Here is a 14,908-nt window from a genome sequence, read left to right on the forward strand (position 1 = left end):
TTATCCAAGTTCAAAGGTGGTGATGCCAAACTTCTGATCGAGCGGCAGGTCGGGAGCCGGGCCCTTGTACATTCGGAACGTTTCGAATTCCGGTGACAGCTCGTATTTCTCGGCGAGTAAGAGGGCAGCCGTATTCGGTTCCGGGATGTCCAGAATGATGGTCTGGCCTTTCACTTGACCGGCGAGGGCGCGGAACAATGTGTCCGCGATTTCTGGAGTGTCGGCGAACAAAGGCCCGATTTTGAACCCCTCCAGACATTGACGCAGAACTCCATACCCTTGAATTTCGCCGTTTTCAACAAAGGCAAAACCTCGTCGGGTTTGGGCTGTGGGGGCGGTCCAAAGTTTCAGGAAGTCTGTTCTCTCATCCGGAAAAAACTTCCGATCGTAGTCAAGAACGGACGGAAACAGGCCCTGGCCAATTGGCGTCAGCCGGGAATCCATGGGGGTGTCGCACATGGAAATGCCCGCGTAGCGCACGTTCCGGTAGACGGGTTTGAACCCATGCTTTGCGTAGCGCGGCGTCTGTTCTTTCACCGCATCCAGACCGATGGTTCGGCCATCAAGATAGGTCATTGCGTGATCCCAGACCAATTGTCCATGTCCCTTGGAGCGGTGATCCGGGTGCGTGATGAACAGGCCGATGAAGCCGAAACCATCACCGTAACGAACACCGGAGATGACTGTGACAAGTTCCCCATCGATTTCGCCAGCGAAAAAACCGGAACGATCCGCCTCCAAAAACGCCAAGCCATCTTCATGACCCGGGTTCCAACCTTCGTTCGCGGCCCAGTCGATTGCGGTCTGGATATCCTCGGCGTTCAAGTTTCTTATGTTCAATTGGACCGCCATGGTGCCTCCGAAGCGTGCGCGATTTGTTGGACTGACAAGACCATAAAATGAGTCGATCACGGCTCAAAATTGACATTGAGCGGGTAGCTGCCGCGAAAAGACAGAAATCCCGTCGCAATTTTACCAAGTAATTTCCTGATGTTGCAGCTGGTCCGGTGTTTTTGTGACCAAGACCACATGTCTGGCGCCGTCCGGTGCTATAATCCATTCAAACAAACGGCTGCGATCCTGCGCCGTATTGTGCGTGATTTTTCAGGAGACCGTCATGAAGACCGCGTTTGGTTTCTTCTCACTCTATCCGAAATCCATGGCTGCTGGTTTGGCCGCGGCCGGTATTGTGGCAAGTGCCGGCGCTGGTTTTGCCGAGCCCTTGGCTCTCGTTTTGGACAAGTCAAAGGCTGTCGCATTTCCAGCATTCAGCGAACTCTCGGCCGGAGATGTTGTCGAACTTGGCAATTCCGGACACATTGACCTCCTCGACTACAGCGCGTGCCGCGAGGTGCGGATAACCGCCGGCCGCGTGGTCTTCACGTCCACCGGATATGAAGTCGATGGGGGAGAAGAGAAGGAACTGCGGGCCGGCAACTGCCTGCAGGCAGACAGCGGAACGGATCCGGACACTGCTGACAAGGGCCTGACCGTCACACTTCGGAGCATCAAGGCGGCCAATAAAACAGCTGCCTCGCTGATGCTCCGTTTCGACGACCAGCTGAAAACTGAATATGACAGTGTGTTCGTATCCTTTGAGGGCGGTGAACCGAAGCGGTTCGAACTCGGTGAGAATGTCTTGACCGATATGCCGGTCCGCGATGAGGAGACTGACAAAATCGACGTGCAGCTCTTCTTGCAGAGCAGCACGGCCGACGGCGAAGTTGTCATGCGGGAGTTCACGATCGATCCAGCGACTGTTGGACGGAAGACGGCTGTCGTAGTTGTAAAATGACGGCGGGGCGTCCGTTTTCAGTCCATTTACTTGGCCGCAAACGGCTGACTGCTGTAATCGCGTTTCTGGCACTTGCTGCCGGAACGGTCCTTGGTCTTGGCGCCCAAAACGCCATTTGGGAAGGCTGGTTTGTCGATCGGCTTTTTCAGGCCAAGTCTCTGTTATCTCAGAAAGAAAAGAACCAGCGCGCACCGGTGGCCGTTGTCGGGCTCGATCAGGTGTCTTTGAATTCCGACCGGCTGGCGACCGTCCCTCGTGTTTTCATGAGCCCTGTATTGGCAACGGCAGGGCAGGCGGTTCTGGACGCTGGTGCGGCAAGCGTCGGCTATGATTTCGTATTTGCCTTTAGCGCCGATTCTTTTGCTGACCCCAACACCGGCGAGGAGCGCCTGCGCGGCTTTGACCGGCCGTTCCTCAGGTTTCTCTATCAAAACCGCGGTAAGGTCTTTGTATCTCGAACAAGCACAGGTGTGCCCCACCGGGCTATTTCCGCCGCCGCCGGCACGTCCGGCGTCCGCTTTGCCGAAGTTACCCCCGATACGGATGGCGTCGTCCGCCGGCACACGCCAGAGCTTCCGCTCATCGACTCTCCCTTGTTGATTGATGCCTTGTTGGCGAGCGCGGACGCCGCCATCTCGACAAGTTACACGATGATCCCGGAACATCGGCTTGCGTCATCGATACCCTACCTGTCCTTGATTGATTTGCTGGCGCTGACCGAAACAGAAGCGGGTAGGGAGCAAATCAAGGCGTTTTCTGAAGGGCGGGTGATCTTGTTTGGCAGCACCATGCCAAATGAGGATGAACACCTTTATTCCGACAGGTTCTTGCCGCAGCTGACCGCCGAGCTTGCTGAAACGGGTGAGAGTGGCCGTCCTGGGGTCCGGCATGCGACTGCCGGTGTATTTGTTTTGGCCGACATGGTCGGGGCGGCTTTGTCAGGCCGCATTGCCCTGGACCCGCCAGCTGGCACTTTGGCACTGCTGGCCTTTGTCTTTGCGGTCGCTGGAACTGTGGCGGGCCTGCTTCTTCCCTTGTCGATTTTGCCAGTGGTCGCCGTTGGTGGCATCTCGATTGCGTTCGGCATCAGTCTTATTGGCTTGCAATCCGGCTACCTGATTGCACCGGGTGTTGCTCCTGTGGCTGTGATGGCGTCTATGATTGTGGCAGCGATTGGTAAGGTCGGTGTTTTACAACGGCAGCAACGATCCCTGGTCAACCTGTTCGGTCACTATCTGTCCGAGGATGTGATCAAGCAAATGGCGGATTCCGAGGAACTTCCAGCCCTTGGGGGGGAAACGCGTCACGTCGTCGTGGCGTTCCTCGACATCGTCGGCTTTACAAAAATGTCGGAAAAACTGCCCGATCACGAGGTGGTTCGGGTGGTCAACACCTGTTTTGACATGATCGGGCAGGTCATTACCAAGCATGGCGGTTACATCGACAAATACATCGGCGATGCCATCATGGCTGTCTGGAATGCACCGAATACGGTCGAAAAACCCGAACAAGCAGCTGTCGACGCCTCTCGTGAAATTATTGCCCTGCTGGATGAGATCCGAAAAGAGACAGGCCAGGGCAGCCTTGATCTCCGTATTGCCTTGAATGCCGGTCCTGTGCTTGTCGGAGACATTGGCGGAGAACACCGGCGCTCCTTTACCGTTATGGGCACCACCGTCAATACGGCCAGCCGGATCGAAAGCGTTGCGAAGGACAGAAAGGTTCGGCTGGCGTTCAGCGACCCGGTCGCCAGCAATCTGCAAGACGGATATCCGGTCAAAAACATCTGGAGCGGCAGATTGCGTGGCCTCAGCCACGACACTCAAGTTTTCACTGTCGATGATCCTGCGGTGTTCATGGAGGGGGCCAGTGCTCAGCTTCCGGCAAACGGCGAAAATCAAAAAGCCTCCAATCTGGTCAAGTTTTCCAGCTAGTTCCTTTGAAAACTGGTTTCGATAGGGCATCCTTTTAAGAAACGCGCTTTGGATATTCGAAGGCCATACCAGTGAGGCTGTATGGGTGAGTTGCCAGACCAACAGAGGGATACGCAATCGCGGCCGGAATTCGATCGGACGATCATCCGGGCCGGATCAAATCCGGCTGCTTCAGATGTTTCGGTAACAACTGCTGGAACACAGTCCGATCGCCCTGACCAGTCTCAGATTGAACGCCGCAGTAGCCCCCCGTCAACCGTCTGGAAGTTTATCGGTTTTGCTGCGTTGTTTCTGTTGCTTGGCGCAGGCGGTGCAGGCCTCGTCTTACTTGTGAATTCGGGTGCGATAACTTTCTCTGCGCCGGACTTGGCACAAAATCGGGCCGAAGATCCTGCATCCATAGTTGCGGCCGCTCCGACTAAAAGCATCCCGCCGCCCCCGTCCTTAGACCAGCCAGTGGCAGGTGAGGGGGCGGAAACAGCCGGTCTTGCTAATGACGATCTCGAAACGCCGGCCGATCCCTTTTTCGACATGGCGATGTCTGCGGTCATACCGCTGGCTGGCGATCCGGTCCTGCTAAAGTCGTCTGATGCCAACCGCCGGATTGAGCTTTCGGAACGTCCGTTAAGTTTTCCCGGGAACGGTGAGAATTTCGGCTTGGTCAATACGGTTAGCGCCTATCTTTTTGACAGCCAAATGTTGGACGATACGGGTTCGCTCATAACTCGGGCGCCTGGTACGGAAGCAGATTTTCGGTTCGGAAATTTTGGCGGTGGTCCGGACAGTGAGGCGCTTGATGTTGTTGAAGTAGATCAAAGCAGCACCTCAAAGGACCTGCCGGTTTTTCTAAAGCCTTCGACAAATACGTTGGATCTTTATCTGAATGAGCGGCCAATCGGCCAGGGTGCCCACCGGATCGAAATCAGGGAGAGGGTCGATGATACTTTCCCAATCACATCTTTCTTGACCAAACGTGGTTTCGACAAGGAACTTGCGCGGCAGGTCGAAGAATTTATGGAATCTGAGTTCGGCAGGAGCGATTTTGTTACGGGCGATAAAATATCGGTGCGTGGCGTTCGTCTTCCTAATAAGGTCGATCGGATTGGAGATTACTACCGTCCCGTTCAACTTTCACTTCATGGAAGGGACGGGTTTGTTGGGGCAGCAGCCCTTTCCACTCGCCGAGGCGATGATGGATATGTTGCTGGTGCCGATCCGTGGTTTGGAAAACCTTTCGATACGCCAAATGCATCGGAATCCGAGGAAAAGGCTGAAGCAAAAGGCCACAGGCTGATTGATGGACTTTATGCGACCGCAATCAGAAATGCTGTGCCCGCATCGATTGTCGGTGAAGCGATTGCATATCTTGCGCCTACCACGGACTTGAGGCGTGCAATCAAGCCTGATGAACGATTTACGCTTCTGTTTACCGATCAGCCAAGAGATGAGAAGCGTGGTGGCGGGCGTGTGCTCTTTGCAGGCGTTCGTCAGGGCGATAATTGGTCTGTCAGATGTTATGTCTTGAAAGCGCCTGGAAACCGGGGGTTTGCTTGTGTGAATGACGGGGGCTCAGTAAGTCTGTCAGGTGCCATGCTTGTTCCGGTAAAAGGCGTTCTAACATCGAAGTTTGGCATGCGCTTTCATCCGATCAAAAAGACTGAGCGGCTTCACGCTGGCGTGGATTGGGCCGCGCCGACGGGAACGCCGATCCGAGCAGCGTTTTCCGGTAAGGTCGGCTATCGGGATGTCCGGGGTGGCTATGGGAACTTCATCGAGCTTGTGCACAAAGACGGCATCACAAGCCGGTATGCGCATATGCACGAATACGGCGAGGGGATAGAACTCGGCTCTGTCGTGCAAGCCGGTGATCTGATTGGGTATGTTGGGACAACTGGATTGTCCACTGGGCCTCACCTGCATTTTGAGATCCGTCAACGTGGAACACCGACTGACCCATTGGCATTCGAAATGGAGACGGGAGCAAGTGTGTCTCAGTCTGTTTCCAGCCCTGCGTTAAAGGAATATCGCGATTTTGTTCAAACCATTTTGTCGGGCCAATAAGAGCAGAATAGCAGGCTGTACTGTGATTTAGATCCCAATCGATAAAGGGTTGAAGTAGTATGATTGACGGGATGAAGGCGAACGGAGTTTAAGATGACACTTCCAGCCGCACGCTTGACTGATCTGCATTCTTGCCCGTTCACAATGGGAACGCCGATGCCCATCGTTGCACCGGGGTGTTGGACTGCGTTGATCGGCAACCTTCCGGCAGCGCGTGTTACGGACGTGTGCGCGTGCGGTGGCCCTCCGGATCCGATCTTGATGGGCTCTTTCACGGTCTTTATCGGCAATCTGCCAGCGGCTCGGATTGGTGACCCTACTGTCAAACAGGGACGTATAGTGACCGGCCATTTCCCAACGCTGATCGGCTAATCTCATTCCACGGTGACGTGATTGTTCCGAGCTGCCGAGCTCCTGTTTTAGGCTTATATGCCAGTTCTCTAAATAAAATATGGATAATTCCCTAAGGGTAATTAAGTTATTTCAGATAATTACTATCTGTGATCGTCGTCACTGAGAAAATTTCCGCACTCGCCTAATCTTGGCATAGATCAAGGAGGACTGATCATGCCAAGTAAATCATTTGAGAAAATGACTGAAGCTCTGGTCGATGTCTATGTAACCGGCAGTCTGCTCAAGCAGTTGGAACCTGGTTACAAATTTATCAAGAATGAATACGACTCTGCATTTTATTATAACCTGTCGTCGGAGTACTATAATATCGCGGCGGCCTACAAAAGAGTCGTCAATGCGTGCATCGCCGGAGCGATCGCAGTTTGCACCTTTGCCATTGGCGGTTGGATCATCGGCGTATTGGGTCGAGGCAGTGTCTTCGGCTTCACTGGCGGTGTGACCGCGACTGGTGAAACGACCGCTTTTGTCCTCGGGTCAGGGAGCGTGCCGGTCTACAGTGTTCCTCTTGGGACAAAGCTTGGGACGAGTGCCATTCTCGGTGCCAGCGGTATCGGCATGAACGCGTTTCTCACCGGCAAACTGCAAACCAGTTCCGGATCTCTCAAGGGTATGGATGTCCCGAAACTTGGGCTCCTGATGGCAGGTGGCGTTGCCAAAGTCGGACCATTGTTTGGTCTTTTGTTCGGGACACTCGGTGGAGCTCTTGAGCGCAGCCGTCAAGAACGACTTCGCAATGAGATTTTGGATAGCAGCTGTGCCGCGATGACCAAGCAACTCCTCAACCGAAAGGTCCGGGCGATTGGGACTGATGTCGCAAGCGGCGGTCGTTACACAAAGATCGGATTTTTGCCTGTCACCGAAATTGACGATCTGATCCGGAAGAAACTGATGAAGGAAATCGGTACGGCTACAAATCAGATCGTCAAGGAAAACACCGGATACTTCTCTTCGCCGGACCGTGGAAAAGTCTATTCCAAAGTACATGGGAAGCTAGGGGTCACCACCTGGGCGCCGATACTGACCGATGTCTCCAGAGCGCGTACCCGGTTGATGATGATGCATGACAAGGCGGTGAAGCAATTGAAAGCGGCAACTTGGGAGTGGATCAACGAGGCTGAATCTGGAGCTTCAGGGGGCGCAGGCAGACCGCGCTGACCCAAATCGTGAGAGTCCCCGGTCTTATAAGGTCCGGGGGCTTGCAATGAGACTGCTCCGTCAATTCCCGTCGTTTATTCAGGGCTGATTAATTTTGATGCCAGTTGCGTCTGCTGTTAATCCGACGCTTACAAGTTCTTCTCCATTCATTTCCGAAGTCAAAAACGCTCGGGATAGTTTTGGCAGGAGGTCGTTGGTCAAGATGTTGTCGATCATCCGTCCACCGCTGTCGGGATCTTGGCACAGTGACACGATGTAGGACACAACGTCCTCACCAAACGTGAGCTCTGCTCCGCGGTTCTGTTTCACACGCTTAACGATTTTATTGAGCTGTAGGCGGATAATGAACCCGAGCATCGATGGCGAGAGCGGATAATATGGAATTGTGACAATCCGCCCAAGCAGTGCCGGCGGAAAGACGTCTAAGAGAGCGGGGCGCAGACTTTCGGCAAGCTTTTCGGGATCTGGGGCATTTGGATCGGTTTCTGCCAGTTCCGGATCGTCCGAGACCGGCGCATCCAGCATATGACTTGCCGCATTCATGATCAGATCCGTACCAACATTTGACGTCAGCAAGATCAACGTATTGCGGAAGTCGATTTTTCGGCCCATTCCGTCTTCCATCCAGCCCTTGTCAAATACCTGGAAGAAGATTTCATGCACATCCGGATGCGCCTTTTCGACTTCATCGAGCAAGACCACCGAGTATGGCTTGCGGCGTACTGCTTCCGTCAGCCGTCCGCCTTCCCCGTATCCAACATAGCCAGGGGGTGCGCCCTTTAATCCTGAGACAGAATGGGCTTCTTGAAATTCTGACATGTTTATGGTGATCAGGCTGTCCTCACCGCCATAGAGCGTTTCCGCTAAGGCAAGTGCCGTTTCTGTCTTGCCGACACCGGACGGGCCGCAGAGCATGAACACACCGATTGGTTTGTCCGGATTGCCGAGCTGGGCCCGGCTGGTCTCGATCCGTTTGGCAATCATCGCCAGACCATGCGATTGGCCGATCACGCGTTTGTTGAGGCTTTCCGTTAGGGACAGGATGGTTTGCATCTCATCCTGCACCATCCGGCCGACCGGAATGCCGGTCCAGTCGGAGATGATACTGGCGACCGCTTCGTCGTCGACATAGGCGTAAACCATCCGGTCGTCTTCCGGAATTTGTGCAAGTTCAGCACGTTTTTCATGAAGCGCTGCCCGAATTGCTTCTTCATCCGAGAGGTCCACATCAAGATCCAGTTCGATCTCGTCGATAGGAACCAGCGCCGGGCCTTCGTGTTCTGGGTCTTGAATGTCCGCGGCGTCCGGGTGCGGGGCAGGGGCTCCGCCATTCAAGTCGATCAGGGCCTTGTTGAGGCGGCGAATACCTGCAACCAGCTTTCGCTCTTTTTCCCACTCGGTTTTGAGCGCGCCAATGTCCTGTTCGGTTTTCTTGATGGCGTCTGCAAGGGAACTCAGCTGTTCGGCATGGTCCATGCCAAGTTCTGCGTCATTCTGGAGCGCCTTCTGTTCTGTTTCCAAAAAACCCTTCTTGGCAATCAGGTCGAGCAGTCTTGCGGGTTGCGCGGCTTGTGAGATGTTCACACGTGCAGAAGCCGTATCCAGGACGCTGACGGCCTTGTCCGGCAGTTGGCGTGCTGGAATGTATCGATGCGATAGTGAAACCGCGGAACGGACTGCGCTGTCGAGAATGCGGACCTGGTGGTGGTCCTCCATGGGGGCGAGAAGACCTCGCACCATGGCAAAGCATTTTTCCTCGTCGGGCTCGTCCACTTGCACGGGTTGGAAGCGCCGTGTCAGGGCAGGGTCTTTTTCGAAATGCTGGCGGTATTCTGACCATGTCGTTGCCGCGACCGTGCGGAGGGTTCCACGCGCCAAAGCTGGTTTCAGTAAATTTGCCGCGTCTCCAGTGCCTGCCGCACCGCCGGCACCAATTAGTGTGTGGGCCTCATCGATGAACAGGATGGTCGGGACGATCGACGCATGCACAGCATCTATAACCGCTCGCAAACGTTTTTCGAATTCGCCTTTCATTGACGCGCCGGCTTGCAGCAGACCGAGATCGAGTGCGCAAAGCCGGGTGCCGATCAAGGTCGGAGGAACGTCGCCGGCGACTATTTTTTGCGCAAATCCTTCAACGATTGCAGTTTTTCCAACACCGGCTTCCCCGGTCAGGATTGGATTGTTTTGTCTGCGCCGCAGCAGGACGTCGATCACCTGCCGGATTTCTTCGTCGCGGCCAACGATCGGGTCGAATTCCTTAGCCCGCGCCCGCGCTGTGAAATCTACGGTGAATTGGGCGAGGGCATCATCCGACGCTCCACTTCCCGAATTGCCATCATCGTCGGCGCCTGATGTTGTCGGGGCTATTTGAGGTCCAGACCCGTCGATTGGGCGGGCCCGGGCTTCCGCAGACGACCCGGCAATTTCATCCAAGTTTTTGACCAGCTGATCTCGGTTTAACTGTTCAAAAGCGGGCGAGTAACTAAGGAACTGGCGCCAGGTCGCTTTGTCGCTCATTGCGGCGATTAACACATATGCAGACCGGATTTTGTAATCACCATATCGAAGCGTCCCCTCGAACCAGGCCCGCTCCAGGGCCTCTTGAAAAGGCGCAGCCATGCCCGGTAACTCGGTCTGATTGATTTTGAATTTGCCAATGGCTTCTTGCAGGTCTGCATCAACCGTCGCCGTGGTGATGTCGAAATGACGAAGAATGTGATTGAGGTCCGAGTTTTCATCTCGCACGAGGTAATAGAGCCAGTGGACGATCTCCAGATGCCGGTGACCGGAGCTCTTCGTTAGCCGCATGGCATTTTCCAGGCTCTCGTAACCAACTGTCGTGAGTTTGTTCGCGACTGTTTCAACCAAGATGTCACTCATCACGTTGGCCTTTCTAGTGGAGGTCCTACTGATAGATTGCTGTATGGCGGCGGACCGGGCGGAAACGCGTGTCGGTCAACAGCTCTTCGCTTTCTTGCCCATCATCGGGTGGCGCTGTTGTTTCTTGCTTTAGCCAGCCGATATGGCCGAGGGTTGCGGATCCCGATTTGTCCATGCGGATGGCGGAGGCGCAGCGTTTGGGCAGGGCAAGCTCGATTTCATATTCGAGTTCGAGGCCGAGATAGAAGTCTATCAGGTCGAACAGTTTTTCTGTCCACGGATTGGGTTTGGCCCGGGTGGGTGGTAGAAACTTGCGATACTGATCAAGGTCTTCTGTGTATATGCGGATGCGAATCTTGTCGCTCACGCTGAAGACTTTAGCGCCAACGATTGTATCGCGCCCGAGACTTCCGGCGCCGCCTGGGCCAAAGCCGCCAAGGCTCAACTGGTCATCCGTATCGAGATGGAGCCAGGTTCCAACGCATTGCTCAATTTCCACCCGGACCCCGAAAGTTCCCGAGACCAGGGCCTTTAGACGTGAGGCACTCTTGTTGGCTGGTGACATCAGGCCCGCATAATGGAGCTTCAGTCGGTCATCGATGGTATCTTGGTCGCGGTAGAGAGGTGTGCCGATACCAATCGTTGAGCCCAGATAAGAGAGAAACCGGTCATCGTCAGGCCGGTCATGTTGGACGATAGGGCGCGCATCCGCCCATGCCCGGAAGAAAAGCTGAATGAAACGGCTGTTAAAGACATCAAGAAACCGCGGGAGACTGTCGTCGCCCCGAAGTCCACGCATGATGGCTTCGTCTGTCATAGGAGCCGGAAGGGCGCCGTGGGGGCCGAGCAGCCCCAAGAACCGTTCTATCAGGACCAGATCACCTCGAAAGTCCCGCTGAACCCGCTCAATTGTTGAGGGAGAAAATTCGCTTGATGGATCCTGACCGAAGCGAACAATGTCTTCTCCTAACCGTCTGCTCTTCCCAATCCTGGGCGGCGCTTGTGGCCCGGCATTTGAAGATTTCCGCCCACCGGTTTCGTTTGGCGCCGTTTGTCCCTCCAGCATCCGTAGAACAGCAAAAATATCGTGACCGCCGGGATGTTTTTCCAACCTTTCTTCTAGGCTGCTCAGGAGAGACGCAAACTGATGTTGAACTGCTATCTCCGGTTTCTGATCGGCGTCAGCCTTATCATCGCTTTCGGTTTCATTGCGCTCGGAGCGTTCTACCGCGGGCGATATAACCGAGTGACTGTCATCCCCTAACTGTTTTTCTGCCGGTGCAGCCGTTTCCTCCGGTGTATTCAGGTGTTCCGTGTCGTGCGAGGAGAAACCCGCAGGGCGTATCACTGTTTTGTCGGTGTTTGACCGGGATTTGTCGTCGGTATCGGTCACAAAACCCCCTTTGCGCCAATACGAGGCGGCCACTTCATAATGGTGCCGCGTTCGGTTGTCGCGATAACGCACTGGGTGAAATGATTGATTGACGCGTATTCAGCAATGAACCGATCGAGAACGGCGCCGAGCAAAAACGCACTCGCGCCTTCAAAGGCCTTGTCGTCCAGCGTGAGCGTGATCTCCAACCCGCGGGCAACGCCCGTGCCGCTTTTTTGTTGGAGCCTGCGGACCACGGGCCTAGTTGATACTGCCAAGACAGACTGCGCTTGCCGATCGGCAGCGCTGTCTGACAAGGGGGCAAACACACTCAGAATGTCTCGGAAAGACCGGCCATCTTTTCCGGCAGCATCATGGATCAGGCCGGAATGGTTCAAGGTCATGATGTTGATAAGGCGCCAGACAATTGCGCCGACATGGCCCTCTTCCCCAAGGCGCTCATCATAGGAAAGAAGCGGTGGCCGCGGCGCGGTCGGTCCTGCAATGCAGTCAACCTTCAAACCGATATCATCCAGGATCCGGAAATCGCCCAGTTGGGATGTGTCCGGATTTGTCCCAACAGGAAGGTCTGCTGCCAGGGCCCTGTTTGAGGCGATAACCTTTACCGACAGCTCGGAAAGTGTTTTTTCTCCGCTCTCAAGCAGCGCTGCAGCATGCGCGCCGCTGGACAGTGAAATGTATGTTTCCGTGCCGGTATAGGCGCTTGGTTGGCGTCGGCGCACTTCTGACGAAGACTGCCGCCTCGGCATACGGCGGATTGTGTAAAACCAGTCGTGACCTGCTTTTTCAGCATCAGGTGCAACGCTGTAAAGCGGTTCAACCGCGCGCTTTTCACCTCCGGCAAAGTGCGCATTCACTTCCGTGACCGAATGAACTTCATAGTCCAGCGGCCGAGTCCGATCGGCAATTATGGGAAACTCGTGCTGACCCTTTTTGATTGGAATCCGGTCAGTCTGGCGCTCGAAAAGATTGACGGCAGGGGCTGCGTGAAGCGCGAAAACTTCAGGTTCAACATGTGCCGGAAGCCGAGTTTCAGCTTCATCAAAGACAAAGACAAGATCAAAGGATTTTGCTTGGATCCGATCAAAATAACGCCTCAGGCCAGTGAGCCGCAGACCCAAAAAGCTGCGCGGGAAATTAAAATAATCGCGCAGGTAGTCAAAGCCTGTGAAAAGCCGTTTGCTGTTGCGAAGGAGGGCGTCCTCTTCATCGAAGCCGAGTTGTTCAATGCAATTCAGAGGCAAGCGTTGGAGCGTCACTTGCCCAAAAGAGTCTTCAGTCCGGATATAGAGCGCTATTGTATGCCCAAAGATCTGTTCGTAGATCTTTGCGGCGAGGTCAATCGCGCCATTCAACCTGATCGGCAACGTGTTTATCCGGCAGCCGCCGACCTGGTATTCCGGTTTTTTCTCTGCCTCTTCAGGATCGACCTCATTCTCAAGGTCTTCGGCCATCCTGTGGGTAAATGTTAATGCCAAACCCGCGCGGGCACGCCGGTCTTCTGCCATCTCCGCGCCGAGCCCGGAAATCTGCGCCGTGGAACTCAAGTACCGGGCTCCGCTCAATTCCAGAGGTGTTAGCGTTACGGGCGCAGTGAAGGTAAAACGGCACCTTACTTCACCCTGACGCTCGCGGAAAACGGCTTCGATCATGGCGTGTCTGTCGATCGTGATGCCAGAGCGAAGGTTGGCATCGCCATATTTCGGGGTGATCCTGGCCAGGACCATTGACGGTATTGGAGCTAAGGCAGACGGATAGAGCTGTTCAAAGAAGTTTGATGTGAACTCGGAAAACTCGTGCTTCATTTTCAGCTGGACGCGAGCTGCAAGAAAGGCTGTGCCTTCCAGCAAGCCAGACAGCATCGGATCTGAGCGGTCTTCTAGAAGATCGCCCAACCGTTGTGCGACAGCCGGGTAGGCTTCTGCGAATGCCGCGCCTTGTTCGCGAAGATATGTCAGTTCCTGGTTATAGAGGTCGAGAAATTCACGGTTCATGCAGCGGCCCCGATGATCTTTATTCGGCCAAAAGCGGGGTCGATATCGGCGATGAATTCACTGCCGAATCGTACCGGGTCGCATCGGATTTCCGCTTTTATTAGAAACCGGACCTTCAGATTGTCTTTTTCGAACTCACGATCACGCTCCACAACCAAGGTGCGGGGATCCATGCGGGGCTCAAAACGAACGAGAGCCTTGCGGATGTCGATCGCAAGTTGTTCGATCCGGATAGTGTCTACGATGTGCACCGACAGATCGGGCAGTCCGTAATTCAAGATGGAGTTTTCGACTTCAGGAAAATCGGACAGGTCTTGAGTAGACCCCAGCTGAACTGTGTTCAGGAGCGCTTGCAGATCTCGCCGCACTTCGGAGATCAGTGCATGTTCTGATATCCCGTATGCTCGCTTCAGCCGACGCCCAGTCTTCAGTTGCTGATCAGCGTTTTCCTCTTTTCGGCGTGCTTCCGCTGCCTTGAAGTCCGGATCATCGAGAGCTCGGAACGCCCACATAAGTGGCGAGTGCATTTTTGGATTTGGTTTTGCCATTCACTCGCCCCACGCCGGTGATGCCGGCAACAAATTGGAAATTCCTGGACGTAAAGGTGATCTGCAACAGTGCAAAAACTGATCAGCTGCCGGAGTGTGGCCGGCAGCTGGATTGGAGTTCAGAGTTATTTCTTTTCGTTGGCTGCAATGTCCCAGGCAAATTCCGGTGCAGCACCCTTTGAACCATCAGCGTTCTGAACAGTGTAGATGTATTTGTACTCACCAAAGTTCAGCGTGATGTTCTCGGTTATCCGATCCTCGGAGCCAGCTCCACCTGACTGAACGCTGGTTACGATGATGTCCTTCATTTCAATCTTGATGTACTCAAGCGGGTTGTCGCCGGCCGCCTTGCGAACAAAGAGCGTGCCTTTGTTGATGTGCTTGCCGGTCGAAACATGCTGAAGCAGCACAGGTGTCGCCTTGTCGACAAACTTGGTTATGGCAAGATCCTGGAAGCTAGCTTTCCCGGATCCAGATCCACCACCCATGTGAGTGGTCCCGGATTGGGATGCGCCCCACGACCAGGCCAAGACGTCAATCTTGTCCTTATGGGTTTTGTCCTGTGCTTCACCGTTAATTCCATCAAGCTCTAGAAAAAAATCGACAGCCATTTTCTTAAGTCCTCTTGGGTGTTGACCGCCGGCCATTAAGTCCGGCGTTGCGTCCGTTTCACTTCCTGACAACTATTCCGGACCCGTGGGTCCGGCCCCAAGGCGCATGTGCGGCCTGTT

11 protein-coding genes are annotated in these 14,908 nt (G+C 54.5%); 5 read left to right on the forward strand and 6 right to left on the reverse strand.

Annotated features, from left to right (window positions below; all coding sequences use genetic code 11):
* Window positions 1-852 carry a GNAT family N-acetyltransferase gene (locus RBB44_RS15510; protein WP_306148599.1) on the reverse strand — a complete coding sequence of 284 codons (852 nt, stop codon included), beginning with the start codon at window positions 850-852 and terminating at the stop codon, window positions 1-3.
* Window positions 853-1,117: 265 nt separating this feature from the next.
* On the opposite strand from RBB44_RS15510, the gene RBB44_RS15515 reads away from it, so the two are divergent.
* The 5 genes from RBB44_RS15515 to RBB44_RS15535 all read left to right on the forward strand — a co-directional run bounded on the left by RBB44_RS15515 (window position 1,118) and on the right by RBB44_RS15535 (window position 7,359).
* Complete coding sequence (locus tag RBB44_RS15515; RefSeq protein WP_209175182.1) at window positions 1,118-1,795, forward strand: hypothetical protein; 678 nt, start codon at window positions 1,118-1,120, stop codon at window positions 1,793-1,795.
* Window positions 1,792-3,729 (forward strand): adenylate/guanylate cyclase domain-containing protein, encoded by a 1,938-nt coding sequence (locus RBB44_RS15520; RefSeq protein WP_306148600.1) that lies wholly within the window; start codon window positions 1,792-1,794, stop codon window positions 3,727-3,729. The genes RBB44_RS15515 and RBB44_RS15520 overlap by 4 nt, the downstream gene beginning before the upstream one ends.
* 81 nt (window positions 3,730-3,810) lie before the next feature.
* Entirely contained in the window at window positions 3,811-5,790 is a 1,980-nt protein-coding gene (locus tag RBB44_RS15525) for a M23 family metallopeptidase (RefSeq protein ID WP_306148601.1), read from the forward strand.
* A 93-nt stretch (window positions 5,791-5,883) separates the two neighbouring features.
* On the forward strand, window positions 5,884-6,162 hold the full coding sequence (locus RBB44_RS15530) for a PAAR domain-containing protein (RefSeq protein ID WP_306148602.1): 279 nt from the start codon (window positions 5,884-5,886) through the stop codon (window positions 6,160-6,162).
* A 195-nt stretch (window positions 6,163-6,357) separates the two neighbouring features.
* On the forward strand, window positions 6,358-7,359 hold the full coding sequence (locus RBB44_RS15535) for a hypothetical protein (RefSeq protein ID WP_306148603.1): 1,002 nt from the start codon (window positions 6,358-6,360) through the stop codon (window positions 7,357-7,359).
* Between the two features lie 78 nt (window positions 7,360-7,437).
* On the opposite strand, the gene tssH is transcribed toward RBB44_RS15535, so the two are convergent.
* The 5 genes from tssH to RBB44_RS15560 all read right to left on the reverse strand — a co-directional run bounded on the left by tssH (window position 7,438) and on the right by RBB44_RS15560 (window position 14,788).
* Window positions 7,438-10,242 (reverse strand): type VI secretion system ATPase TssH, encoded by a 2,805-nt coding sequence (gene tssH / locus RBB44_RS15540; protein ID WP_306148604.1) that lies wholly within the window; start codon window positions 10,240-10,242, stop codon window positions 7,438-7,440.
* A gap of 25 nt (window positions 10,243-10,267) precedes the next feature.
* Window positions 10,268-11,707, reverse strand: coding sequence for a type VI secretion system baseplate subunit TssG (gene tssG / locus RBB44_RS15545; protein ID WP_371932634.1), 1,440 nt, complete (start codon window positions 11,705-11,707; stop codon window positions 10,268-10,270).
* Complete coding sequence (gene tssF / locus RBB44_RS15550; protein WP_306148606.1) at window positions 11,632-13,629, reverse strand: type VI secretion system baseplate subunit TssF; 1,998 nt, start codon at window positions 13,627-13,629, stop codon at window positions 11,632-11,634. Before tssF ends, tssG begins: the two co-directional genes overlap by 76 nt.
* Entirely contained in the window at window positions 13,626-14,177 is a 552-nt protein-coding gene (gene tssE / locus RBB44_RS15555; RefSeq protein WP_306148607.1) for a type VI secretion system baseplate subunit TssE, read from the reverse strand. Before tssE ends, tssF begins: the two co-directional genes overlap by 4 nt.
* A 125-nt stretch (window positions 14,178-14,302) precedes the next feature.
* The gene (locus RBB44_RS15560; protein ID WP_209175198.1) at window positions 14,303-14,788 is read right to left on the reverse strand and encodes a type VI secretion system tube protein Hcp; all 486 of its coding nucleotides are present in this window, start codon (window positions 14,786-14,788) and stop codon (window positions 14,303-14,305) included.
* Window positions 14,789-14,908 lie beyond the last annotated feature (120 nt).

The sequence above is a fragment of the Roseibium sp. MMSF_3247 genome, assembly GCF_030733765.1.
Lineage (GTDB): Bacteria > Pseudomonadota > Alphaproteobacteria > Rhizobiales > Stappiaceae > Roseibium.